Origin of the sequence: Lamprobacter sp. (assembly GCF_034860625.1) — a bacterium.
Classification (GTDB): Bacteria; Pseudomonadota; Gammaproteobacteria; order Chromatiales; family Chromatiaceae; genus Lamprobacter.
Map to the genome: position 1 here is coordinate 1 of NZ_JAYESN010000005.1, position 24,330 is coordinate 24,330.

The following is a 24,330-nucleotide window of genomic DNA, read 5'->3' on the forward strand; positions in this document are numbered from 1 at the left end:
CGGCCCTTTGTTCGTCAGCCCGCTGTCGACTTGGTGAATGCCGGGTCCACGCGAAGGGCTTGATCGAGGGGCAACTGCCGGGTGGTCTTGCCATGGGCGCAGAGACAAGGAAGACCCTACACCTATCAGAACGGAGGTTGGATTCCAAATCTCAACAGACGAACCTTGCGGTTGAACGGACCTGGAACGGACCCCGCGAGGAGAGAAGTGGCAATCGCGGCGATAAGTCACTGATTTGATGGTGCCCAGGGACAGAATCGAACTGCCGACACGGGGATTTTCAGTCCCCATTCCTCCCCTGATAAACAAGCCTTTCAAGCCTTTTTCACTTTCCCGGTACCAATTTCGGTACCAGTGCACTGCAATTTACGCTAATATCGAGCCATGCGCCGCAGTGCGGACTGACGCGCAAAACGAAACAGCCCAGGGCGGTACCCCTAGGCTGTTCCCGTCACCACCTGCAGAGGCACCTGCACATGGCAACCATCACCAAGCTACACCGCTCGACGGGTACCGTCTACAAGGCACGGGTACGCCGCGACAACGCCCCCGAGCTGTCCAAGTGTTTCAAGAACCGTTCGGATGCCGTCAAGTGGGCACGCGCCTGCGAAGTGGAGCAGCAGCGCAACGATGCCGGGCTGACCACCGAAGCCCACAGACATACCCTGTCCGAAGCGGTCACCAAGTACCGCGCTGAATTCCTGCCCAAGCTGCGCCCCGAGACTGCCCGCAAGTACGCGCAGCACCTGGATTACTGGCAGCCGCACCTAGGCCACCTTCGCCTATCCGAGCTGACCGCCGCGAAGATTGCCGAGCACCGCGATCTGCTGGCGACTACCCCAATCCCGAGCAAGGCCAAGTCTGCCGAGAAAGCAGGGCCGCCCCGCTATCGAAGTCCCGCGACCGTCAACCGGCACCTTGCCACCCTCGGGGCCGTGCTGACCGCTTGCGTCAAGCAGTGGCACTGGCTGCAAGTCTCGCCGCTGCAGCAAGTGGCAAAGGGCAGTGAGCACAACGCCGGTACTCGATACCTATCCGAGGATGAGCTGCAGCGCCTGCTGACCGCCTGCCATGAGTCCGAAAGCCCCGCTCTGCTGCTGGCCGTGCTGCTGTCGATCACCACTGGGGCACGGCAAGGCGAGATTCTGAATCTGCGCTGGAAGGATATTGATCTGCAGGCCGGGGTGGTGCAGGTGCGGGTGGACAACGAAACCAGTACCAAGGGAGGGATTCGGAGCCTACCGATCGCCGCTCAGGTGCTGCCGCTGCTGCAGGCCCGCAAGAAACAGCGCCAGCAGGGCAAGGTGACACCGTTGAACGATGACGGGCTGCTGTTTCCAAGCCGGGTATCGGACAAGCAGCCCGTACAGCTGCGCACCCCATGGGAAACCGCACTGCGCCGCGCCGGTATCGAGCATTTCAGGTGGCACGATCTACGCCACAGCTGCGCCAGTTTCCTAGCCCGCAAGGGGGCAAGCCTGCTGGAAATCGGCAACGTCCTAGGCCACAAGTCCGCGAACACGACGAAACGCTATGCCCACCTGAGCGAGCAGCATACGCATGCATTGGTACGGGGCATGGCTGATGAGCTGCTGGGCACGGCAGGGGGTGAAGGATGAGCAGCACCCTCGACAGCCTGATCCTAGAGCACCTTCGCCATATCCGGGGCCGGGTGGATCAGATTGCTGATGATGTGTCCGAGCTGAAGCACCGCATGACCGCCCTCGAAGGCACCATGGGGCTGGTCAAACGTGAGGTGGCCTATGGCGATGAAACCGACGCCCGCCAGCAGCTGACCCTCGATAAGCTGGCTGATCGCCTGGAACGGATTGAGCGTCGCCTTGAGCTGGCAGGGGGTGAAGGATGAGCATCATTGATCCGCTTAACCCCAAGCCCGAGCAGATCAAGGCCCTGCTGCAAGCTGAGAACCACCGCTTAGAGCGGAAGCGGTATCACTCTGACAGCAACGCCTGCCGCACCATGCAGGCCATGGTGGATCAGCTAACGCCCAAGGCCGCTACCGCCCCGCCCGAGCTGCGCACGCTATTAGAGGAACAGCTAGAGCAGGTGCGGGAGAATTGCGGGGGCTGGGGAGACCACGCGATGCCGTGGCGAATCTTGGCCGAAGCCGCCTATGTGTTGGGCTTAATTGAGAAGGGAGAGCTAAAAAAAGCTAACCCGGTATTCGCTAGATGGGGGCTAGAGGGAAAGGCCCCGCGCGTGCAATATGCGCAGCAATGGTATCTGGAAAAGCGGCAGCAGTGGCGTCGCGAAGGGAAAGGGGAGCTATCGAAAGCTGAAGCCGCAAGGCAATTAGGCCCCATAATGCACCGTGCCCCAAGCACAATCGAACCGTGGTTGTATGAAGTAAAGGATTAGATACGTACCCCTGCACCGGATACGTATCACCTGCACCTGATACGTATCCCCTGTATATCTCTCTATTCAACGCACCGCTAGGCTACCCATGTAACGCGACGCAACCCCGCGCCGCGCATGAACCATGAGGTAGCATTACCATGCCTTCGCCCCTCGAAGCTGCCCGAGTGCAGCATGAACTGCCCGAGCTGCCCTCCCCATGGCGCAGCATTTCCGCCCTTGCTGCACGCCTAAACGCGGCTGATCCGCAGCACCCAACCTTAACAGCCCATGCCATTAGGCATTACGTCCGCCGCGCCGATCAGAACGGGCTGCAGCCCCATGTGCGCCGCCTTGGCCGCAAGCTGCTAGTCAACGAAGCCGGGTTTATCGACTGGCTGGAAAATCAGGGGGTGCAGCAATGACTACCCTGACAACATCGGGGCCGCTGACCGTAGTGCAGCTACGCGATCTGCTGGCACATGTGCCCGCGCATTACGTGATCCTGGCAGCAGGGGCCAATGTCGCCCAAGTGGTGCAAGGCCCCTCGACCGTCACCCTCGACAGCGAGCCGGTAGACACGGCAACGGGTGATCGGGTGCTGTTCCTGCGGGAGGGGTGCTGACATGGATATCAACAGCCTATTCCCGAGCAACTATCTCAAGGCCGCCGATCTGCAGGGCCAAGTGCGCCGGGTAACGATTGCCAACTGTGCCCCCGAGCAACTAGGGCAGGGCGAGATCAAGCCCGCCCTGCAATTCCGAGGGGTGCCGAAAAAGCTGATCCTGAACAAAACAAACGGCTTGTTGATCGCCGCCAGTTTCGGCACCGAGACAACGGCATGGGCTGGCCGCGAGATTGAGCTGTACCCTGAAAACGTGATGTTTCAGGGTCAAGTGGTGCCCGCGATTCGGGTTAGGGTACCGATCGGGGCCGCGCAAGCGCCAGCAGCTGCCGTTGATCCCTTCGCCCATGCGGCACCGGCACCGCAAGCCCCTGCAGTAACCCCTCAGCCGCCCCAGGCTGCACCGCCCTCGATACCGGCACCTGTGCCGCCCCCGCCTGCTGTACCGGCACCGGCAGCCCCTGAGCCTGCCCCTACTGCACCCCAGCAAGCCGAGCAAGCCCAAGCCGCAACCGCACCGCAGCAGCAACAGCCCGAGCAGGCCGCAACGCCTGCCCAAGCTGAACTGCCGATTGACTGGTAATCGAGACTGACGCTAGCCGCCCCCGCGAGCACCGGGGGTTGGCTGCTGAGAGGTATTCCCGTGAACGCTGTCATTTTAGACAGGGTAGCCCCGTGCTGCCCAGGGGGCCGCTGATATGCACCAGCAAGCCCTCGCTATCGAAACCACCGCACCCCTGCCACCGATCGCCCAAGCTGCCGCCGATCTGGTGCAGCTGGGCATTGTGCCGCTGCGGGTGAAGCACAGGGGCAAGGCCCCGACTGCGAACGCCTGGCAGCAGACCGCCATGCCCTCGATGGATGACGTACCCCGCCAATTTGCCGGGCAGTGCAATCTCGGGGCTTTGCTTGGTGCCCCGTCCGCTGATCTGGTGGACGTTGATCTCGACTGGCCCGAAGCCGGGCAGCTGGCCGCGAAACTGTTACCCGCGAGCTGGTGCTATGGCTGGTGCGGCATTGGCCGGAGTTTGAAGGAAGCCGCCACGATCTGACCGCCGCCCTGGCAGGTGCCTGCTGGCATGCAAGCTGGCCCCGAGCTGAGATTGAACAGCTGCTGGTGGCCCTGCTGCAGGTGGCCGATGATCCCGAGCGCCGCGACCGGGCAAGGGCCGTGCAAGATACCCTCGACCGGGCTCAGTCCGGGCAACCGATCACCGGCTGGCCGCGCTGTGCCGAGCTGCTGGGGCATGATCTGGCTGCATGCTTGCAAGCATGGTGGCAGCTTGGCATGCAAGGCACCGCTGATCTGGGCCTAACATTCGGGGGCATGACGGCTGAGCAGGTACCCCTATCGCGATCGACACGCCCCGCCCCTGCCCATGACTGCGCCGGGCTGACCTTTGGGGGGCAGACTGCCGAGCAGGCTACCGGCACCAGCAACGCCTCGTCCGCATGGGCTGCAGGCATGGACTGGCCCGAGCTGCTGGAATTCGAGACCGGCACCGATCCCGCAACCGCTGCCGCGCAAGCCTACCCCCTCGATGCCCTAGGGCCAATCCTGCAACCTGCCGTGCAGGCCCTGACCGAGCGCCAGCAGGTGCCCCTGGCACTGGCCGCGCAATCCTGTTGGGCCGCGAGTGCTGCCGTGGTGCAGGAACGCTTCAACGTGGTCTGCGATGGCCGCACCATCCCGCTCAGTCTCTGGCTGGTGCTGGTGGCCCTGCCGGGTGAGCGCAAGACCAGCACCGACGAACAAGCCTTTCGGCTGATCTATCTACGCATGCGTGAAGCCTTGGTGCGCTATCAGACTGCCCTCGAAGCCTGGAAGTCCGCCAAGATCGGCAAGGATGCCCCCGATCCGGGGCCGCGCCCACGCAAGCCTGCATGGCTGCTGACCAGCTGCACCACCGAGGGGCTGATTAAGACCTTGGATGCCCACTGGCCCGCCCTGACCCTGACCAACAGCGATGCTGCCGCCTGGCTCGGGGGCTACAGCATGCGCGAAGGCCGCGACACGGCAACCGCTGCGGTCTTGTCCGGGCTCTGGTCGGGCAGCTTCCATGCTGAGGCCAAGGCGAGTCTCGATGAAGCCACCGCGCTCTATGGCCGCCGCCTGTCACTGAGCATGATGCTGCAGCCCGAGGTGGCCGCCGCCCTGTTTGACAGCCGCACCCTGTCCGGGCAGGGGTTCCTCAGCCGCTGTCTGCCCGCCTTTCCGCCCTCGACCATCGGCAGCAGGCCCTATCGCCGCCGCACCGCGGATGCTCGGCTGCACCGTTTCGAGCAGGCCCTGGATGCCCTGCTGGCGCGTGCCCCCGAGATCAACCTGATAACAGGGGAACTGCAGCCCCAGGCCCTGCCCCTCGATGACGCTGCTTTCGAGAACTGGATCGGGGTACATAACCGCTATGAAGCTGCGCTGCTAGGCGAGTATCGGGATATCCGCGAAGTGGCGAACAAGGCTCCCGAGCAGGTGCTGCGCTTGGCCGGGGTGCAGGCCGCCCTGGAAGGGGCCGGGCAGGTGCAGCAGGGGCATATCGACAGGGCCGCCCGCCTGATGGACTGGCACCTAGGCGAATGGCAACGGATCAGCGCCAAGCTGGTGGAGCACCGCCGTGAGGTGGCCCTGCCGAAACAGCTGCATGATTGGATGCTGCAGCGCCGGGCTGAGACGGGGGAAAGTGTCTTTCAACTTCGAGAGATGTACCGCAAGGGGCCGCGCATGATCCGGGGGCAGTCTCAGCTGGCGCGTGAACTGATGGCTGAGCTGCTGCGCCGGGGCTATGTGCGGGTGCATGGCACGGGCTATGAGCTGCGCCCGGATGATGCCTAGCCTCAACGCAAGGGGTGGCTGCCTGGCTGACATGGCTGCCAATTCTCGCCTCGCTGGCTGCCAATGGCTGCCGCCTGTCCGCCATGGCAGCCTGGCAGCCACCCCTTGCGTACCCACTAAGCCTGCCCCTGCATAACCAGGTGCGCACTGCCGGTATCAGCCTGTGCATAACCTGTCGATCGAAATCTGCCCGTTCTTATCCACAGATCGCCAACAGGTTGGACGCCTGCAACCCCATGCGGTTATGAGATCAATAACCCGCTGTCATTCAAACGCTTTTATGGCATTCGCCGGGTTATCCACGCCGCTTATTATCACTACGAATGACATATACAAAATGCATTTTAATAAGGCGAAGCTCCGATGCTTGATCCTGCCCTGATCCGCTATGTAACCGATCCCGCCGAAGCCGCCCGCCGCGCTGCCCAGCTGGCCGCAGAACCCGTGCTAGGCGTTGATATCGAGACCTACGCTGCAGCCGCCTATCGAGATCGCCCCCATGCTGCCCTCGATCCACAGACTGCCGAGATACGCCTGGTGCAGGTCGCCGCCCTGGATGGCCGGGTGGCCCTGTTTGATCTGCAGCAGGTGCCCCTCGATGCCCTAGCCCCGCTCAGTGCTGCCCCATGGGCCACCTTTAACGGCAGCTTCGAGTATCGCCACCTAACGCATGCCGGGCTGGCCGTGCCACGCTTGCACGATGGCATGCTGCTAGATCGGCTGCTATCGCACCGGCTGCGCAAGCTGGCCGAAGTCTCCGCCGATGTGCTGGCGCTGGACATGGACAAGACCGAGCAGGTGAGCGACTGGGGCACGGCGGAGCTGTCCGAGCGCCAGCTGCACTATGCTGCCCTCGATGCCCTGGCAACCGTACGCATTGCCCGCGAGCTGCTGCCCAAGGTGCAACGCAACGATCAGCGCCGCCTGTATGCCCTCTGGTGCGATGTGCTGCCGGTACTGGCTGGGCTGCAGCTGCAGGGGCAGTGCTTCGACTGGGCCGGGCATGCCGCGCTGCAAGCCACCTGGCAGCAGGAACAGGAACGGCTGCAAGCTGAGCTGCGAGAACACCTAGGCCCTGAAGTCTCGCCCAACAGTGGCCCGCAGCTGGGCAACTGGCTGCAGCAGCGCCTCGATGCCGACAGCCTGAAACGCTGGCCCAAGACCGAGAAAACAGGCCGCCTCAAGACCGATGCCGACAGCCTAGCCCTGTTCGCCCACCTGCCGATGGTGCAGCCGCTGCTGCGCTACAAGGCCGTGAGTAAGCTACTGAGCACCTACGGCAGCAGCTACGAAAAGCACCGGCACCCCGTCACCGATCAGCTGCACCCGGAATTTAGCCTTGGCTTTACCCGCTCAGGCCGGGCTACCGCGAGCAAGCCCAATACCCAACAGGCCCCGAAGCAAGGCACCTTTCGAGAGCTGTTCACCGCCCCCCCTGGCATGGTGCTGGTGAGTGCCGACTATTCGCAGATCGAACTGGTGGTGGCCGCGCTGCTGTCTCAGGATCAGGCCATGCTGGACGTGTACCGCAACCGTGGCGATCTGCACCGCAGCACCGCCGCCGCGATCGCCGGGGTTGATCCCGAGCAGGTGACACCCGAGCAGCGCCAAGCCGCCAAGGCCGTGAACTTTGGCAACCTGTTTGGGCAAGGCCCTGCCGGGCTGGCCCGCACCGCTCAGGTGGACTATGGGGTAGCGATGAGCAGCCATGAGGCTAAGCAGGCCCTGCTGCGGTTTCAGCTGGCTTACCCGCAGCTGGAACAGTGGAAACGGCAGCAGGTGGCCCAAGCCCAACAGTTTCGACAGGTGCGCACCCGCTTAGGACTGGTGCGAGATTTCGACGTACAAGGCGAGGGGTATCTAAGGGGGGAAGCACAGAACATTCCGGTACAGGGCAGTGCAGCTGAGGTGCTGATGTCCGCACTGCGCCGCTTGCCAAGAGCTCTAACCGGCACCGATGCTGCGCTCTACCATACCGTGCATGATGAGATCACCCTGCAGGTGCCCCTCGACCATGCCGAGACGGCCGCCGAAGCCCTGCAGGATGCGATGGTGCAGGGATTCCTCGATGTGTTCCCCGAGGCTGCCGACGTGGTGACCCTGCCCGAGGTGAAGCAGGGGGGCAGCTGGGCTGCTGTGCATTGAGTCCTACGGGGGGGTAGGTTCCGAAATTGGCCCGCGCCGGGGGTACAGCGCACTGGGGTTTCGTTCGCGAGTAATACATGGTTTTTTGCGAATGCGAATATTTTGCAACACCCCAGAGGGCTTTGATGGATACGGCTAACCCGGCTGCAACCGCTGATATCCCGGCTACAACCGTCGGCGAACGATCGGCAAAGCCTATCAAAGACTGCCGAATAATTTGCAACAGCGATTGCAACAGGGATACAGGTTATCGCCCGCGCTCTTTTCTGATGTTTTTCACAGCAACCTCGTTGCAACGCCAACGACGGTAAAAGCAGCGCTGGATTGGCGCGGTACCAAATACGGTACCACTAAGGGACGCGAAAGGGGCTCATCTAGGCGACTGATGCGCCTTGATGCGAGTGTAAGTGCTTGAAAAGTGGTGCCCAGGGACAGAATCGAACTGCCGACACGGGGATTTTCAGTCCCCTGCTCTACCAACTGAGCTACCTGGGCTCGAAGGGCATGCCATGCCGGAGAAGGCGAGGCGAAGCCGAATATTAAACTTCTTTGGTGCAGCGAAGTCAAGATGCACCGGGCTATTTTTTTCTTCGGTTCGACGAAATCGCTGAATCGTTTGTCAAGATGGCGCGGCGCTTGGTCGGCTTTCGCCCATACAGGTTTGGGTGATCATCAATACACCGCTAGTACAGCAAGAAAGGCGAGCGCTCTTCGATCCATTGTTGCTCGTCGCGGACGAGCGGTTCATCGAGGTCCGCAGGTTCGGTAGTGGCATCGTCGACCCATTCGCGCAATCTGGTGCCGCCGCTCAGCAGGTCAATGGCGAGGCGTTCGGTCTCGTATTCGTAGGGGAAGTCACGCCAGATTGGGTAATCTGAATATTCGATGCGTAAGGCCTTGAGGAAGAGTGCGATCAGCCGGTAAGGACGGAAGCGGAGATGGTCATAATGGACGCTGTCGGTGTGGATCTGGAGCCCTTGGCAAAGTGTTCCTTGGTGCTTGTGAAAGCAGGGCTCGAAAGCGCAGCAGCGAATCAGGGCGCCTTGCATCCAGTCTGCGGCGAGCGTCTCCATGCGCTGCATGAGTCGGCAGCTATCCAGTGCTGGGGCGCCCAGGATCTCCAACGGGGTAGTGGTGCCGCGTCCTTCCGAGAGGCTGGTCCCCTCGAGCAGAACGGTGCCTGGGAAGCAACGCGCCATGTTGAGGCTGGAGGCATTGGGGCTTGGGTTGACCCAAGGCAGTTCGTCGCGGGGCCAGCCGTAACCGGGGGCCTCATCGGGCTGATAGCCGTCCATCCTGATGACCTCGAGCTCGAGGTCGAGACCTTTGTTGGCGATCAGCCAGTGCCCCAGTTCGCCAAAGCTGAGCCCATGGCGCATCGGCAGCGGCGCGACACCGACGAAGCTCTGCCAGTCGTCTTCAAGCAGGCTACCTTCGACAGGGCGACCAACGGGGTTGGGTCGGTCGAGTATCCAGACTGCCTTGCCGCGCTTGGCGCAGGCCTCGAGCACATAGGCAAGGGTGGTCACATAGGTATAGATGCGTGTACCAATGTCCTGCAGATCGACCAACAGCAGGTCGAACTGGTCGAGCATCGCATCGGTTGGATAGCGCACCTTTCCGTAGAGACTGAACACCGGGATGTGGTGGATCGGGTCGATATAGTCATCGGACTCGATCATATTGTCCTGCTTCTCGCCACGCATGCCATGCTGAGGTCCAAAGGCAGCGGTGATCTTCAAGCCGCTTAACGACATGAGCGCGTCGAGGCTGTGGCGCCCGACGTGGTTGACGGAAGCAGGATGGCCGAGCAGGGCGATGCGCCGCCCGACAAGGGGTCGCCGCAGGTGGCCGTCGGCGAGGAGGCGGTCGATGCCTAGGCGCATGGATGACTGTATCGAAGGTTGGTACCGGGGACGAGACTCGAACTCGTAAGGTGTTACCACCGGTGGATTTTGAGTCCACTGCGTCTACCAATTCCGCCACCCCGGCAGCGAACTTATTATTATAGTCTGAGTATGCCTAAGGGTACAGTCATCTCTTGAGGTTGTTGCACAGGGTTCATGCGCCGCTCCGATTTTCATTTTGATCTCCCGGATGAGCTCATCGCTCAGCGTCCACTTGCAGAACGCAGCGCCAGTCGTCTGCTCGCGCTTGATGGCCCCAGCGGCCGCCTCGACGACCTCTGTTTTCAAGATCTGCCGAGTCTGCTTCGCCCTGGTGATCTTTTGGTGTTCAACGATACGCGGGTAATCCCGGCGCGACTGTTCGCACAGAAGCCGACCGGCGGCCGGGTCGAGGTGCTGATCGAGCGCATGGTGGACGAGCATGAGGCGCTCGCCCATCTGCGCGCGAGCAGGACACCGGCTGCGGGCAGTGAACTGCGCTTGGCCGACGGCGAGCGGTTGCTGATGCTGGCCGCCGAGGATGGCTTATTTCGGCTACGGGCGCTTGATACGACACTTGCAGGACTGATGCGGCGCCATGGTCACATGCCGTTGCCACCCTATATCCGACGCGCCGATGATGTGGCCGACAGCGAGCGCTATCAGACGGTCTATGCCGAGCGTGAGGGGGCGGTCGCGGCACCGACAGCAGGATTGCATTTTGACGAGGCGATGCTCAAACAGTTGGCTCGGGCAGGGCTGGCGACCGCGCGCGTGACCCTGCATGTCGGTGCTGGGACCTTTCAGCCCGTCCGCGAGGAAGACCTCGACCGGCATCGCATGCATGCTGAATGGCTCGAGGTGTCTGAGAGGGCCGTTGAGCAGATCGAGACCACCCGCGCCGCCGGTGGGCGCATCATTGCCGTTGGCACCACGACGGTCCGCAGTCTCGAGACCGCAGCGGCAGCAGAGCCTACAGGATGCTTAGCGCCCTATCGCGGGGAGAGCCGCCTATTCATCCGTCCGCCTTATGCGTTTCGCGTCGTCGACGCGATGATCACCAACTTTCACCTGCCGGGCTCGACCTTGCTGATGCTGGTCTCGGCCTTTGCAGGCCATCAGGCCATCATGTCAGCTTACCAACATGCCATCATGCAACGCTATCGCTTCTTCAGCTACGGCGATGCGATGTTTTTGACCAAGCAGTGCTAGATGCTTGAAAAAAGGCGAAAACGCGCTTCGGATGAGGCCGAGGTAGCGCTGCAAGAGCGTCCGAAAAGCATTCGGGCAAAAAAAAGCGCGGCTGGCGCCGCGCTCTAAAGATTACCACCAAAGGAGGATGGAGGAGTGCACCTGGAGACTGCGAACCCCAAGTGCATTGCTAGTTTCTTAAATACTAATCTGCCTGTCAAGCCCGACCGCTGCATTGCTACCAACTGCACTCTAGTCTAGTCGACGCTAACGCTAGAAACGTGAACCAGTTGGCATTTGTGCGACATGTACTCGATCAAGCGACCTCGCCGATAACCGCGACTGGATAGCGCACCCCGCAACCGCCATGACCACAGTAGCCGCCAGGATTCTTGGCCAGATACTGCTGGTGGTAGGCTTCGGCGTAATAGAAGGTTGGCGCGGAGAGGATCTCCGTGGTGATGTCGGCGCGCTTTCCAGCCTGTTCTAACGCTCGTTGATACTGGCTCAGGCTGTTGCGGGCAGCCTCCAACTGCTTGGAGTCGACGCCGTAGATGCCAGAACGGTACTGAGTACCGACATCATGACCTTGGCGCATGCCCTGGGTTGGATCATGACCTTCCCAAAAGGTGAGCAGCAGCTGCTCGAAGTCGATCTTCGCAGGATCATAGACCACCAAGACCACCTCGTTATGGCCGGTATAACCGGAGCAGACCTCTTCATAGGTCGGATTTGGGGTCAAGCCTCCAGCGTAGCCGACAGCAGTCGTGTAGACGCCGGGCAGGCTCCAGAACGCCTTCTCGGCCCCCCAAAAGCAGCCCATGCCGAACAGCACCTGCTGCATTCCCTCAGGAAACGGCGGCTGCAGTGGATGATCAAGCACGATGTGTCGGTGGGTGACCAACATCGGGGTCTGGCGTCCGGGGAGGGCTTCCTGGGCAGTGGGGAGCTCGGTTTTCTTGCGGAACAGGAACATGAGGATGGCCTCGGTCGGTATGATTGCGGGATCATGCAGCACCAAAAAAGGCGTGCGGTGGGACCCATTCGAGGTTTGGGCGGATCGGCTCAGGCCCAAGACGTTCGCGCGCCAGCAGCATCAAGCGCATCCCCCCAACAAGAGACCCCAAACCTGATTGATATGTCCGCATGGCAGCACCTCCGCCTGATCACCATCGACCTCGATGACACCCTCTGGCCCTGCGCACCTGTCATTCAGGCGGCTGAGGCAGCCCACTATGCCTGGCTTGCCACGCAGGTACCGCGGCTCGCCGAGTCTCATACTGTTGAAAGCCTGCGCGCACATCGTCGGGAGCTGATGCGCGCGCGACCTGACCTAGCGCATGATGTCACCGCACTGCGGGATGCGGCCTTGCGAGGCCTGTTGATGGAGATGGACTATTCCGAGCACCAGGCCAGCGAATGGGCGCAGGGCGCAATGGCCGCTTTTCGCCAGGCGCGGAACCGCGTCGAGCCCTATGCGGATGTCATCCCAGTGCTGACGCGCTTGCGTCAGCATTGCCGATTAGTCGCGGTGACCAACGGTAACGCTGAGGTCCAGCACACACCGCTGCGCGGAATCTTCGATCGTTGTCTGACCGCTGCCGAAGCGGGCGCCGCCAAGCCGGACCCGGCGATCTTCGCGCTGGCGATGGGGTGGGCTGAAGCGACACCGGCGCAGACCCTACATATCGGTGATGATCCAATGCTGGATGTGCAAGCCGCACGGGCCTTCGGTCTGGCGACCGTTTGGATCAATCGATCGGGCAGGCCTTGGCCGAGCGAGCTTGAGCCGCCGTTGTGCGAGGTCGTGGATCTCCACGGGCTCGAAGCCTGGCTCGGCCTCAGCGCAGCCAAGCCCGAGGCCCGACCATGAATCTGAATTTCCAGCTCCTAGCCAATGACGGCCTGGCCCGACGCGGTCGCCTGAGCCTACCTCGCGGCAGCATCGAGACCCCCGCCTTCATGCCGGTCGGCACCTATGGCACCGTCAAAGGGATGACCCCCGAGGAATTGCGCAAGATCGGTGCCGAGATCATCCTTGGCAACACCTTCCATCTGATGCTGCGACCCGGCACCGGGATCATCGAACAGATTGGAGGCCTGCATCGGTTCATGCACTGGGACGGGCCAATCTTGACCGACTCCGGTGGCTTTCAGGTCTTTAGCCTCGGCGAGCTGCGCAAGATCAGTGAGCAAGGCGTGCATTTCCGCTCGCCGGTTGACGGCAGCCCGGTCTTCCTAGGACCGGAGGAGTCGATGGCGGTGCAGCGGGCGCTCGGCGCCGACATCGTCATGATCTTCGACGAGTGCACGCCTTACCCGGCGAGCGATGACGAGGTGCGCCGCTCGATGGAGCGCTCGCTGCGCTGGGCGGCACGCTCCAAGCAAGCCCATGCGGATAATCCAGCGGCCTTGTTCGGCATCATCCAAGGCGGTATGTCACCCCTGCTTCGCTCGGCCTCGCTCGCCGGGCTAGAAGGAATCGGCTTCGATGGTTATGCGATCGGTGGACTCTCGGTCGGCGAGCCGCGGGAGGAGCGGTTAACAGTGCTCGATCATCTGGCAACAGCACTGCCAGCGGCCTATCCGCACTATCTGATGGGCGTTGGCAAGCCAAAGGATATTGTCGAGGCGGTCGCGCGGGGGATCGATCTCTTTGACTGTGTGATGCCAACGCGCAACGCACGCAATGGGCATCTGTTCGTGCGGGGTGGTGTATTGCGAATTCGCAACGCGCGTTATAAAAGCGACGACAGGCCGCTCGATCCAGGCTGTGGCTGCTACACCTGCCAGCATTACAGCCGCGCCTATCTGCATCATCTCGAGCGCTGTAACGAAATCCTAGGCGCCAGGCTCAACAGCATCCACAACCTCGCCTTCTATCAAGACTTGATGCGCGCACTGCGAGAGGCAATCGCCGAAGGGCGTTTTGACGCCTTCGCGGCCCGGTTCTCTGTCGATGAGGATATGCCATAATACCCGGCTAGTTCACCGCTGAATCGCGCATGCTGCGCCTCCTATGAGGAACCCCCCGATGAGCTTTTTCATCTCTGACGCCTTGGCCCAGGCCGAAGGCGCTCCTGCTGGCGACCCCTTGCTCGGGCTGCTGTTCCCGATCGGTCTGATCATCATTTTGTATTTCTTGATGATCCGGCCGCAGATCAAACGCCAAAAGGAGCATAAACGCCTTGTAGAAGGGCTAGGTAAGGGCGATGAGGTCATCACCATGGGCGGTGTGGCCGGGCGGATTACCGAGCTCGGCGATAACTTTGCCCAGGTCGAGGTGGCTGATAACGTCGTTATTAAGGTCCGCCGCCAAGCAGTCGAAGCTGTGCTGCCGAAGGGATCATTGAAAGATCTTTGAGCACATCGGCTCGCTGAGGGGCCACTCTTGATCGGCCTCTCTAAGGGGCGTCCGCCCTTCGCACGCGCGGGCCTGCGCTGCAGGCTCGGCGCCCAGCTCGCTGCAAATGTTCGCCGCAACATTCCGCCACTGGAAGACACTTCCACATGAATCAGTATCCACTCTGGAAGAATTTGCTGATCCTGGCCGTCATCCTTTTCGGCTTCGTCTTGGCGTTGCCCAACCTGTTTCCGCAGGACCCAGCAATCGAGGTCAAGGCTGAAAAGGGGGATGTCAGCGAAGCAACTCGCGCCCAAATCGCAGCGGCGATGGAGAATGCCGGCGTGCCGGTCAAGGCGATCGATGCACGCGAAGGTGGTCGAGCCCTCATTCGCTTCGAGCGACCGAGCGACCAGCTGCGTGGCCAGGCGATACTCGACCGCACCCTGGGCGACCGCTACCAGCATGCGCTGACGCAATCCCCAGACCTGCCGGGCTGGGTCGAGGCGCTCGGGCTGCAACCGATGTTCTTGGGATTGGATTTACGAGGTGGTATCCATGTGTTGATCGATGTTGACATGGATGCAGCGGTCACGCAGGCGCTGGAGCGCTATACCGGTGAGATCCGCACGCAGTTGCGCAACGATCGCATCCGCTATCTGACCGTCGGGCACGAAGACGGCCGCATCGAGGTCCGCTTTCGGGAAGAAGCGACCCGTGATGAGGCCGCCAAGCGGATTCGACGCGAGTTTCAGGATCTCGAGGTCACTTCAGGCAGCCAAGGTGGGGATTTTTACCTCTACGGCGTTCTCCCGCCGGCGAAGCAAGAAGAGATCAAGGGCTTTGCGCTCGAGCAAAACATCACTACGCTGCGCAATCGCGTCAATGCGCTCGGCGTCGCCGAGCCGATCATTCAGCGCCAGGGCGAACGCCGCATCATCGTCCAGCTTCCCGGCGCCCAAGACCCGGCTCGACTCAAGGATCTGCTGGGGGCGACCGCAACCCTCGAATATCGTCTGGTCGATACCGAGCATCCTGTTCAGGATGCCTTGGATGGCCGGGTTCCCGTCGGCGCCGCACTCTACTATGAGCGTAATGGCCAGCCGATCCTGCTGAAGCGTCGCGTCATCGTCACCGGCGACCAAATCACCAGTGCTGCGGCTGGCTTCGATCAGCAGAGCGGCTCGCCAATGGTGAGTGTGAGCCTGGACGGCCAAGGCGCGCGTCAGATGCGTCGGGTGACCACCGAGAATGTCGGCAAGCCGATGGCCGTGGTCTTCATCGAATCCCGAACCGTCACCCGCATCCTTGACGGAGAGCCGGTGAAGGAACGCCTGCGAAGCGAGGAGGTGATCAGTGTCGCCAATATCCTCGAGCCGTTCGGTCGACGCTTCCAGACCACCGGCCTCGATAGTTCCGAAGAAGCCCACACCCTCGCCTTGTTGCTGCGCGCTGGCGCGCTAGCGGCACCGATTGAGATCGTCGAGGAACGCACCATCGGCCCCAGCCTTGGTCAGGACAATATCGACCAAGGCTTTCGCTCAGTGCTGATCGGCCTTGCACTAATCGTGATTTTCATGGCGCTCTACTATCGCGTCTTTGGCCTGGTTGCCAACCTGGTGTTGATCGTCAATCTGGTGCTGATCATCGCCGTGCTGTCATTGCTGCAGGCAACCTTGACCATGCCGGGTATTGCCGGGATCGTGCTGACGGTGGGCATGGCGGTCGACGCCAACGTCCTGATCTTTGAGCGTATCCGCGAGGAGATTCGCAACGGCAGTACGCCCCAGGCGAGCATCCATGCCGGCTATGACAAGGCACTCTCGACCATCGTCGATGCCAATGTGACCACCTTGATTGCGGCCATCGTGCTGTTCAGCTTCGGCACCGGGCCGGTCAAGGGCTTCGCGGTAACCCTATTCATCGGCATCCTGACCTCGATGTTCACCGCCATTCTCGGGTCTCGGGCCTTGATCAATCTGATCTACGGTGGCCGCCGCGTCAAGCAACTCGCGATCTAACTGGCCATCTAAACCGGAGCACTCCTCATGGCGCATGCCCAGATCCTTAAAGACTCCAACATCGACTTCCTCGGTAAGCGACGTATCGCGGCGATCGTCTCTGGGGCTTTGATGATGGTCTGTCTACTCTCGATCCTATTCCGCGGCTTCAACTTTGGCCTCGACTTCACTGGCGGTACGGTGATCGAGCTTGGTTACGAGCAACCGGTTGAGGTGGCCGACATCACCACCACGCTGACCGAGCAGGGCATCGAGGAGGCGACCGTCCAGTACTTCGGCTCGAATCGGGACATCCTGATCCGGATCGCGCCGCAAGCAGGCGAGGAGGCCAGCTCTGAGCTCAGTGATCGTCTATTTCGCCTCCTGAGCGCAGAGACCGAAACGGCGATCGAGTTGCGTCGAGTCGAATTCGTCGGGCCGCAAGTCGGCGAAGAGCTGCGAGAGCAGGGCGGCTTGGCGGTCCTGTTCGCGCTGATCGGCATCTTGGTCTATGTGGCGCTTCGATTCGAGTGGCGTTTCGCGGTGGGCGCCGTATCCGCGCTCATGCATGATGTCCTCTTTACGATCGGCATGTTCTCGATCTTCTCCATCCCCTTCGATCTGACGGTGCTCGCGGCGGTGCTCGCGGTCATTGGCTACTCGCTCAACGATACCATCGTCATCTTCGATCGCATTCGCGAAAATTTCCGCAAAATGCGCAAGGGGACCGTGATCGAGATCAGCAACCGGTCGGTCAATCAGACTCTATCGCGCACCATCATCACATCAGGGACCACCTTGCTGGTGTTGGTGGCCCTCTATGTCTTCGGGGGCGCCGCTATCGCTGGCTTTTCACTGGCCTTGATCATCGGCGTTCTGGTGGGTACCTACTCAACCATCTATATCGCGACCGCCGCAGCCGTTTGGCTTGGCGTCAGTCGCGCTGACCTGATGCCGGTCGAGAAAGAGGGCAAGCTGGTGGATGATCGGCCATGAGCAGTCAGACGCCGTTCACAGGGCCGCTGCCAACCGAGGTTGGCGCCGCGGCACTGCGTTCACTGCGCGAGCTCAGCCCTGGTAGCTTTATCTTTGAGCGCAGCGCGGCCTTACCGCCGGCCTTTTGCGATGAGGTCATCTCGCGTTTTGAAGCCAACCCGGCACAGCAATATGCCGGCCGCGTTGGCCAACTGCGCGAGGAAGATGCCTCGGTCAAGAAGACGACTGATCTAGTCGTCAGTAACAAAGCAGACTGGAAAGACGTTGATCGGATGTTCTTTCGCTCACTCGGCGCCGCCATGCTCGAGCTTCGCGAGGCCTTTCCCTATTTCAAGGGGCCTTTCAAGGATATCGGCTATCAGGTCCAGCGCTATCGGGCCGGTGAGTATTATCACTGGCATATCGATGGCGGTAGCCATGAGCTCAGCCAGCGCCAGTTGGTCGCACTCTGGTATCTGAATGATGTGCCTGGCCCGGGCGGCGAGACTGATTTCCGCTTCCAACAGTTGAGTGTCCGACCAGAGCGCGGCAAGCTCGTGCTGTTTCCGCCGTTCTGGACCCACGAGCATCGTGCGGCCGAACTGCAAGCCGGACTTAAATATATCGCCACCACCTGGGTGGTCTTCGCCTAAGGATGGGACTAGCCACAGATGTCGAACGCAGCGCTGAGCCAATCGCCACGCCTTCTTGCCATCCTTGAGCTGGGTGGCTACCCGAACTTCAGCCCGCTCTATCGTCAGCTGGGTTTTGACGTTGAGCTCGTTAGCTCGCAGCGCAAGGCACAAGCGGCACTGAAACGCCAGATACCCGACGTCATCGTTGCCGAATACAACTTCCAATCCGATTTTCGCGACCGTACTAGCAATCTCGAGACCCTGATGGCCCGACTACAGCGGCATCCACAGGTCCGGGTCATCGCGATCTATCAACCCGAACATCGTCACAAGCTGGACAGCCTGATCGCGCGATTCCCGCTCTTTGCCACCCTGCCGCTACCGGTGACCGAGGTCGACATGGAGTCCAGTCTCCGCCGCGCGTTAGCGACTGACGTCTAAACCCTCGCTTCGTCGCTCAAGGGGCGCGAAGGACAACCTCGCATGCCGCCGGAGGCTTGGGTTTAGGCTTCGGCTTAGACGATGATCCTCGGTTTGGCGAGCGTGCTTCCTGACTGAACCACCAGGCTAATTCCGAGCCGCAGCCACTACCCATGGGGATTGGTGACTGCTGTTTGCAGTTCGGGCTGTCTGTTGGACAGGCCAGCCGCACATGCATGTGCGCATCGTGCCCCCACCAGGGACGGAGCTTGCGTAGCCAGGGCGCATCGCCCTCACTGCGGCAAAGCGCACGCTTAATGCCTGGGTTCACAAGGATACGGTCAACGTCTGGATGTTCCGCGGCGCGTTTGATCAAGAACAACTGATCCGCGCCCCAACGCGCGTTGGGCTGCAAGCCATGCCGCCCCAGCATGCTCGGCGGGTCCTTGGCTTCGGGGGTCTCTTGCCAGGCCTGGCGGGGTGAATCCGCCAGTGTCAGCCAGATATCGACATCGAGCCCGTTCTGATGGCTGACATGCGAAGAGGCCATGCGGCCACCACGCGGCTGAGCCAGGTCGCCGACCATCATCAATCGACCTCCGCTGTACTTCGCGACGGCTGCACCGAGCTCCTCGACCAGCGCGATGGTCTTAGGGTGACCGTAATAGCGGTTGCGATGCCGGCGGATACTCACGAAACCCTCTCCACTAGGCGGCAACAGCAAGGCCCCGCGAACGCAACCGTTTGATGGCCCACCAATGGACTCAGCGCGGCCTGCAGCAGTGGTCTTGATTTGAGACCAAGGGGTTTCGGCAGCGACGCCCGTATCGAGGATCACCAGCGAGAGCAGTCCTGCCACCAGGGTGCTCGCGAGGCGGCGATGGCGAGGCGTTGCTGGACTGAGTCGATAGGATCTAGAGGTCATCAGCGCGTTCCTAGTCGATGCGCCGTTCCATGAACGACGGATAGGCGCCGAGTCTATCGCGAGAGAGAGCGTCTACACGGCGCCAGGACAACCACCCCGGAGCCGTGCACAGACAGGATTTAGCCCTCTTTGCGCTTGGCGCCGATGCGCTTAGTCAGCAGAGCCCCCCGCATCGAAAGCAGCACAAAGGTGCTGGCAATAAAGCCAACGACGGCGACACCAATGCTGATCGAGAGCGTCTTGCTCTGAGCACCATCGATGCCAAAGGTGTCACCAATGTACAGCAGCATGGCATTGTCGGCCGGCACGGCCAACAGATAGGCACAGAAGACGAGGAACAGGCTGAAGAAGAACAGCTTGAAGTCGAGATGGATCGCGGCGAGAAGCGTCGCGAAGGCAATCAAGTAGATCACGACGGTGGTGTACTGCTGGGCATCCATTCCGGCGCGCAAGCCCTGGGTATTGGCCACGTAGAGCAGGGCGAAGAGGGCGCCCCAGTGCACCACTTGCTTGATCAGGTACCAGGCGCGGACCTCGTTCGATAGATAGGATTGGCTCCAACCTGAAACCAGGGAGATCAAGGCGATGACCGGGATGAAATATTCCCAATACTCGATCGTGCCGGCCATGTCGTTCTGGCTAAGCCAAAACAGCACAACCGCGCTCACGAAGAGGACGATCTGCGGCAACAGGGCGAGCAGCAGGGGAGATTGATAACGTTTGCGCTTAACCTTTGGCTTGGCGGGCGCGGGACTGGAAACGGCGGTGGCTTCGGACACGACGAGTCCTCCAACTGGACCTGTGGTGAAGGGGACCGACGGTCACAACCGTCAAGGTACAGGGCAGACCTCAACTAGACGCCGCGCTATGACCCGACAGCATCGTATCGCGACGCGGAACCATCGGAAGTGACAAGCTTCCGCTTAAGTGTAAACCCTTTTCAGGGTGTGTGTAGTCCACTTGACACAAAAAAATGAAAAAAGTGTCAACATGAATGGACACAAGCGCTCCACGGATGATCAAAACGGCCAGATGAAGGGGACCAGGCCGACCGTCACCACACCGATCAGTGCCGTCAGCGGGATGCCGATGCGCATGAAATCGGCAAAACGATAGCCTCCGACGTTAAAGATCATCAGGTTGGTCTGGTAGCCGATCGGGGTCGAGAAGCTGGCCGAGGCCCCGACCATCAGCGTCACCAAAAAGGGAAGGACACTGACCTCCATCAGGCGCGCGCTATCGATAACAACCGGGAATAGCAGCACCGCCGCGACGTTGTTGGTCGCCATCGCCGTCAGCAAGGCGGCAGCAAGAAACAGCAGCCCAAGGGCAAGCCATGGGATGCCGCCGGCAAGCTCGATCAGAGACCCTGCCAGCAGGGCAGCGGCCCCGGTCTTTTCCAACGCGGCACCGATGCCAAAGGAGGTCGCAATCAGGATCAGCACCTGCCAGTCGGGTGCACGCCGTGCCACGCGGTCTGGTGTACAGCGGGTCAGGATCATCGCGCCAGCCGCGAGCAATGCGGACTCCAGCATGCTAAGCAGTTCGACGGCAACGACCGCAACCATGGCCACGACGATGGCAATCGCGACCGGCGCGCGATCGTGACAGAGCGGATGTTCATCGCCAAATTGGCTTACGACCAGAAAATCTTTGGAGTTGCGTTGCTGCAGCACGAAATCAGGGCGCGTCTCGAGCAGCAGGGTGTCGCCGGCCTCAAGGATGATGTCGCCAATCTTTCGGTGTACGCGCTCGCCGTTGCGCGAGAGTGCCAGAATCACGGCATTGTAGTAGCCACGGAACCGACCCTTGCGCACACTCATACCCACCAGCGGACATTTGTTCGAGAGCACAGCCTCGACGAAACAGCGATCTTGGCGCGGACCCCCAAGCTTGTAGACCTGATTGGTCGCTGGCACTAGGCCGCGGATGCGGTGCAGCTCGACGACCGCGTCAAGGATGCCTGCAAACACGAGTCGATCTCCGACTGCGAGCTGCACCTGCGGCGAGACCGCCGGCATGAGCTGCCCGCGGCGTTCGATCTCGACGAGAAAGAGTCCCGGCAGTTGGCGCAGCCCGGCGGCCTCGATGCTCTTGCCGGCCAGCGGGCTCTCGGTGCTGACCAGCATCTCCGTGGTATAGCGGCGTACATCTTCAAAACGCTCAGTGGCCGTCGCGCGCTCGGGCAGCAGCCAGCGTGCCGTCACGAGGATGAACACCAAGGTCACGCACACCAAGGGCAGGCCAATCCACGCCAGATCGAACAGTCCGAATCCTGGGCCATCGACCTGCTGACTGTAGAGTCCATTGACGACGAGATTGGTGCTGGTGCCGATGAGGGTACAGGTACCGCCAACGATGCTGGCAAAGCTAAGCGGGATCAGGAGCCCAGAGAGCGACAAGCGATGCCGCTTTGCCCAATCGGCAACGGCTGGGATGAAGATCGCGACCACCGCGGTATTGTTGAGGAAGGCGCTGAGCCCGGCCGTCGGCAGCATGAGCCTGAGCCGCGCATCCTGCTCGTCTTGCGGGCGGCCGAGCAGGCTTTGCCCGATCCAACCAACCGCCCCCGTCTCCTTGAGCCCAGAGACCACCATGTAAAGCACGGCCACCGTCAGCATGCCCGGGTTGGCGAAACCGGCGAGGGCTTCGGTTGGAGTCAACACGCCGCTGACCAATAGCAGGGTCAGGGCGCCTGAGGTAATTACATCCGGTGCGATGCGAGTACGGAGGAAGAAGACGAAGGAGCAACCGACCAACCCAAGGCTGAGCCAGCCCTGCCAACCCAGTTCGATCAGGGCATCCATGCACACGCCCTTGGCTCAGGGTCTCTGCAAGGCCTCGTAGCGAGCCTTAAAGGCCTGCTGACGCAACCGCTCGGCCTCGGCCTCGGTGGCCATCATCGGTGAATCCTGCCAGCTTCCGCTGGCAGGATCGAGGACTGAGAACCGATAGGCCTTGCCGACCTTGAAGACTTGGGTCACATCTTGGCCCGCTTGAGCCATCGCCTGCATCTTGCTCAGACCGCCGGCAAGGCCTGACGTCGCGGCTGCAGCCATTGCGGCATCTGCTCCCGCAGTGACGCTTGCCGGTTCGTCCACGGCGGGTTTCTGATCGCTTGTATCGCTTGGGGTTGCCGATTCCCGAAATCGGAACTGGTTGTTCTGAACCTCGCCTTGGATATCGAGCTCGACAGTCTCCACTTCAGGCAGCCTGCTCAGAATATAGCCGGCCATCAGCATGCCCAACTTTTCGTTCTCTTTCTCGAGAGCGGTCAGAAGCTTGTCAGCAATGATCTGGCAACGCTGCAGCCGATCGGGGGCCTCCACCCATTCACGGCTCATCTGCCAGCCTTGGTCCATGTCTCGGTCGAGCTGATCGAAGAAGTCACTGCCCCGCTCCAGTACCGGGTCAGGGACGTTCAGGGTGTAAACTTGCTCATCAATGATGGCCTTGAGGATCATGCGGCCCTCCAACTTCTCTGCATGGTCGCTGTGGTGCGACGGATTCTATCTTCATTATTATGCTGCTCACCATTCCCAGTCTCTTAAATTCCGCCCAGATTCAGAAGATCCACGAACTGCTCGCTGATGCCGAATTCGTTGATGGCAAGCTGAGTGCGGGCTTCGCCGCTTCCAGGGTCAAGCACAACGAGGAGATGCGCCAAGAACCTGAACGCATGCAGTTACTGGTGCGCATCCTCATGGCGAGCCTCGGTCACAACGAGCGTTTTCGCTTCGGTGCCCTGCCGCATCGGGTTGCGGACCCGATCTTCGCTCGCTATCGCCCAGGTATGACCTATGGCGATCATGTCGATGATCCCATCATGGGCAGTACCGGACCACGCTTCCGTAGCGATGTCTCGATGACGCTCTTCCTCAATGAGCCCGATCGCTACGAGGGCGGTGACTTGGTGATGCGCACCCCCTTTGGCGATCGGCGCGTCAAGCTTCCTGCCGGCGATGCTGTGATCTACCCCTCTTCAAGTCTGCACCAGGTTGCAGAGGTGACGCGCGGTGAGCGTCTCGTTGCGCTGACCTGGATTCAGAGCTATATCCGCGATCCCGCGCAACGCGAGTTACTATACGAGCTGAATCAGGCGCGTGAGGTCTTACTGAAAGAGGCGCCTGAATCGGTCCATACCGCCCTCGTCGACCGCAGCTATGCCAACCTCGTGCGGATGTGGAGCGATCTCTAAGATCAAAGTGGGGGATCAAAGCGGATGGCGCGCAGCTTGGCCCTTCATCTTATTGACGATCGCATAGACGCCGACATGCCGATTCGGACTCAAATGCTCCTCCAGCTGCAGTCCCTCAAAGAGGGCATCGACATCAAGCGACGCGATCTCAGAAGCCGTCTTCCCTGAGAAGAGCCCAACCAGCAGTGCAACTACCCCCTTGATGATCGCGGTGTCGCAATCGCCGCCGAACTGGATCACACCCGATTCAGGCTTGGCAACCACGTGCACGGTACTCATGCACTCCATCACCCGGTTGGCATCCGTTTTGTCGGCAGGGTCCATGACCGGGAGCCGCTCACCAATCTCGACCAAGTACTGATAGCGCTGATCCCAGTCGCCCAGCAAGTCAAAGGTGTCGATGATCTCTTGAATGGATTCGTCGGCCATGAACCTGTTTTCCGCTGGTTAGGATCAAACGCTGAACGACTCACCGCAGCCACACGCATCCTTGATATTGGGATTGCGAAACTCGAAGCCCTCGTTGAGCAGGCTCGATTTAACGAAATCCACCTCCATGCCATCAAGGCGTGGCAGGCTGGCCTCGTCGACAACGACCTTTACCCCGTAACTTTCGAAGATATGGTCACGATCGCCGCAATCGTCAGCGTAGTCCACAACGTAGGCAAAGCCGGTACAACCGCTCTTCTTGGTACCGATCCGAAGCCCAACGCCATGGCCGCGTTGTTGAAGCATCTTGTTGACGTGGCTCGCGGCCGCGTCGGTTAATGTGACTGCCATCTGTCGATTCCTCATG

26 protein-coding genes and 3 tRNA genes are annotated in these 24,330 nt (G+C 61.0%); 18 read left to right on the top strand and 11 right to left on the bottom strand.

The window, feature by feature from the left end; translation table 11 throughout:
* Window positions 1–239: 239 nt before the first annotated feature.
* Window positions 240–358, bottom strand: a tRNA-OTHER gene (locus tag VBE63_RS02150).
* Window positions 359–476: 118 nt separating this feature from the next.
* Between VBE63_RS02150 and VBE63_RS02155 the strand changes: the two genes are divergently transcribed.
* From VBE63_RS02155 to VBE63_RS02195, 9 genes are all read left to right on the top strand, one after another.
* Entirely contained in the window at window positions 477–1,619 is a 1,143-nt protein-coding gene (locus VBE63_RS02155) for a site-specific integrase (protein WP_323681347.1), read from the top strand.
* Window positions 1,616–1,867 carry a hypothetical protein gene (locus VBE63_RS02160; RefSeq protein ID WP_323681348.1) on the top strand — a complete coding sequence of 84 codons (252 nt, stop codon included), beginning with the start codon at window positions 1,616–1,618 and terminating at the stop codon, window positions 1,865–1,867. The genes VBE63_RS02155 and VBE63_RS02160 overlap by 4 nt, the downstream gene beginning before the upstream one ends.
* Entirely contained in the window at window positions 1,864–2,379 is a 516-nt protein-coding gene (locus VBE63_RS02165; protein WP_323681349.1) for a hypothetical protein, read from the top strand. Before VBE63_RS02160 ends, VBE63_RS02165 begins: the two co-directional genes overlap by 4 nt.
* Window positions 2,380–2,519: 140 nt before the next feature.
* Complete coding sequence (locus VBE63_RS02170) at window positions 2,520–2,783, top strand: hypothetical protein (protein WP_323681350.1); 264 nt, start codon at window positions 2,520–2,522, stop codon at window positions 2,781–2,783.
* Window positions 2,780–2,983, top strand: a complete 204-nt coding sequence (locus VBE63_RS02175; RefSeq protein ID WP_323681351.1) for a hypothetical protein — start codon at window positions 2,780–2,782, stop codon at window positions 2,981–2,983. The genes VBE63_RS02170 and VBE63_RS02175 overlap by 4 nt, the downstream gene beginning before the upstream one ends.
* A gap of 1 nt (window position 2,984) precedes the next feature.
* Window positions 2,985–3,566: a hypothetical protein gene (locus VBE63_RS02180; RefSeq protein ID WP_323681352.1), complete on the top strand. Its 582-nt coding sequence runs from the start codon at window positions 2,985–2,987 to the stop codon at window positions 3,564–3,566.
* A 115-nt stretch (window positions 3,567–3,681) separates the two neighbouring features.
* Window positions 3,682–4,035 carry a bifunctional DNA primase/polymerase gene (locus VBE63_RS02185; protein WP_323681353.1) on the top strand — a complete coding sequence of 118 codons (354 nt, stop codon included), beginning with the start codon at window positions 3,682–3,684 and terminating at the stop codon, window positions 4,033–4,035.
* Between the two features lie 65 nt (window positions 4,036–4,100).
* On the top strand, window positions 4,101–5,816 hold the full coding sequence (locus VBE63_RS02190; RefSeq protein WP_323681354.1) for a DUF3987 domain-containing protein: 1,716 nt from the start codon (window positions 4,101–4,103) through the stop codon (window positions 5,814–5,816).
* Between the two features lie 363 nt (window positions 5,817–6,179).
* Window positions 6,180–7,961, top strand: coding sequence for a DNA polymerase (locus VBE63_RS02195; protein ID WP_323681355.1), 1,782 nt, complete (start codon window positions 6,180–6,182; stop codon window positions 7,959–7,961).
* 419 nt (window positions 7,962–8,380) lie between these two features.
* Here VBE63_RS02195 and VBE63_RS02200 read toward each other — a convergent pair.
* From VBE63_RS02200 to VBE63_RS02210, 3 genes are all read right to left on the bottom strand, one after another.
* Window positions 8,381–8,456: transfer RNA gene (locus tag VBE63_RS02200), tRNA-Phe, on the bottom strand.
* A gap of 188 nt (window positions 8,457–8,644) precedes the next feature.
* Window positions 8,645–9,847, bottom strand: a complete 1,203-nt coding sequence (locus VBE63_RS02205; protein WP_323681356.1) for a DUF1343 domain-containing protein — start codon at window positions 9,845–9,847, stop codon at window positions 8,645–8,647.
* Between the two features lie 19 nt (window positions 9,848–9,866).
* Window positions 9,867–9,953 (bottom strand) — tRNA-Leu (locus VBE63_RS02210).
* 71 nt (window positions 9,954–10,024) lie between these two features.
* Here VBE63_RS02210 and queA point away from each other — a divergent pair.
* Entirely contained in the window at window positions 10,025–11,059 is a 1,035-nt protein-coding gene (queA, locus tag VBE63_RS02215) for a tRNA preQ1(34) S-adenosylmethionine ribosyltransferase-isomerase QueA (protein ID WP_323681357.1), read from the top strand.
* A gap of 295 nt (window positions 11,060–11,354) precedes the next feature.
* On the opposite strand, the gene msrA is transcribed toward queA, so the two are convergent.
* The gene (msrA, locus tag VBE63_RS02220; RefSeq protein ID WP_323681358.1) at window positions 11,355–12,014 is read right to left on the bottom strand and encodes a peptide-methionine (S)-S-oxide reductase MsrA; all 660 of its coding nucleotides are present in this window, start codon (window positions 12,012–12,014) and stop codon (window positions 11,355–11,357) included.
* Window positions 12,015–12,176: 162 nt separating this feature from the next.
* Here msrA and VBE63_RS02225 point away from each other — a divergent pair, with 162 nt between their 5' ends.
* The 7 genes from VBE63_RS02225 to VBE63_RS02255 all read left to right on the top strand — a co-directional run bounded on the left by VBE63_RS02225 (window position 12,177) and on the right by VBE63_RS02255 (window position 18,432).
* The gene (locus VBE63_RS02225) at window positions 12,177–12,911 is read left to right on the top strand and encodes an HAD family hydrolase (RefSeq protein ID WP_323681359.1); all 735 of its coding nucleotides are present in this window, start codon (window positions 12,177–12,179) and stop codon (window positions 12,909–12,911) included.
* Window positions 12,912–12,913: 2 nt separating this feature from the next.
* Window positions 12,914–14,014 (top strand): tRNA guanosine(34) transglycosylase Tgt, encoded by a 1,101-nt coding sequence (gene tgt, locus VBE63_RS02230; protein WP_323681442.1) that lies wholly within the window; start codon window positions 12,914–12,916, stop codon window positions 14,012–14,014.
* A 58-nt stretch (window positions 14,015–14,072) separates the two neighbouring features.
* Window positions 14,073–14,402 (top strand): preprotein translocase subunit YajC, encoded by a 330-nt coding sequence (gene yajC, locus VBE63_RS02235; protein WP_323681360.1) that lies wholly within the window; start codon window positions 14,073–14,075, stop codon window positions 14,400–14,402.
* 146 nt (window positions 14,403–14,548) lie between these two features.
* On the top strand, window positions 14,549–16,402 hold the full coding sequence (secD, locus tag VBE63_RS02240) for a protein translocase subunit SecD (RefSeq protein ID WP_323681361.1): 1,854 nt from the start codon (window positions 14,549–14,551) through the stop codon (window positions 16,400–16,402).
* Between the two features lie 27 nt (window positions 16,403–16,429).
* Window positions 16,430–17,377 (top strand): protein translocase subunit SecF, encoded by a 948-nt coding sequence (secF, locus tag VBE63_RS02245; RefSeq protein ID WP_323681362.1) that lies wholly within the window; start codon window positions 16,430–16,432, stop codon window positions 17,375–17,377.
* The gene (locus VBE63_RS02250; protein WP_323681363.1) at window positions 17,374–18,009 is read left to right on the top strand and encodes a 2OG-Fe(II) oxygenase; all 636 of its coding nucleotides are present in this window, start codon (window positions 17,374–17,376) and stop codon (window positions 18,007–18,009) included. The genes secF and VBE63_RS02250 overlap by 4 nt, the downstream gene beginning before the upstream one ends.
* A gap of 18 nt (window positions 18,010–18,027) precedes the next feature.
* Window positions 18,028–18,432 (top strand): hypothetical protein, encoded by a 405-nt coding sequence (locus VBE63_RS02255; RefSeq protein WP_323681364.1) that lies wholly within the window; start codon window positions 18,028–18,030, stop codon window positions 18,430–18,432.
* A gap of 16 nt (window positions 18,433–18,448) precedes the next feature.
* On the opposite strand, the gene mepA is transcribed toward VBE63_RS02255, so the two are convergent.
* From mepA to VBE63_RS02275, 4 genes are all read right to left on the bottom strand, one after another.
* On the bottom strand, window positions 18,449–19,336 hold the full coding sequence (gene mepA, locus VBE63_RS02260) for a penicillin-insensitive murein endopeptidase (RefSeq protein WP_323681365.1): 888 nt from the start codon (window positions 19,334–19,336) through the stop codon (window positions 18,449–18,451).
* A 119-nt stretch (window positions 19,337–19,455) separates the two neighbouring features.
* Window positions 19,456–20,115 carry a hypothetical protein gene (locus VBE63_RS02265; RefSeq protein ID WP_323681366.1) on the bottom strand — a complete coding sequence of 220 codons (660 nt, stop codon included), beginning with the start codon at window positions 20,113–20,115 and terminating at the stop codon, window positions 19,456–19,458.
* A gap of 240 nt (window positions 20,116–20,355) precedes the next feature.
* The gene (locus VBE63_RS02270) at window positions 20,356–22,143 is read right to left on the bottom strand and encodes an SLC13 family permease (protein ID WP_323681367.1); all 1,788 of its coding nucleotides are present in this window, start codon (window positions 22,141–22,143) and stop codon (window positions 20,356–20,358) included.
* Between the two features lie 15 nt (window positions 22,144–22,158).
* Window positions 22,159–22,800, bottom strand: a complete 642-nt coding sequence (locus VBE63_RS02275) for a hypothetical protein (protein WP_323681368.1) — start codon at window positions 22,798–22,800, stop codon at window positions 22,159–22,161.
* Window positions 22,801–22,859: 59 nt separating this feature from the next.
* On the opposite strand from VBE63_RS02275, the gene VBE63_RS02280 reads away from it, so the two are divergent.
* Window positions 22,860–23,534, top strand: a complete 675-nt coding sequence (locus VBE63_RS02280) for a Fe2+-dependent dioxygenase (RefSeq protein WP_323681369.1) — start codon at window positions 22,860–22,862, stop codon at window positions 23,532–23,534.
* A 15-nt stretch (window positions 23,535–23,549) separates the two neighbouring features.
* On the opposite strand, the gene VBE63_RS02285 is transcribed toward VBE63_RS02280, so the two are convergent.
* Complete coding sequence (locus tag VBE63_RS02285) at window positions 23,550–23,963, bottom strand: SufE family protein (protein ID WP_323681370.1); 414 nt, start codon at window positions 23,961–23,963, stop codon at window positions 23,550–23,552.
* A gap of 24 nt (window positions 23,964–23,987) precedes the next feature.
* Window positions 23,988–24,314 carry an iron-sulfur cluster assembly accessory protein gene (locus VBE63_RS02290; protein WP_323681371.1) on the bottom strand — a complete coding sequence of 109 codons (327 nt, stop codon included), beginning with the start codon at window positions 24,312–24,314 and terminating at the stop codon, window positions 23,988–23,990.
* Window positions 24,315–24,330 lie beyond the last annotated feature (16 nt).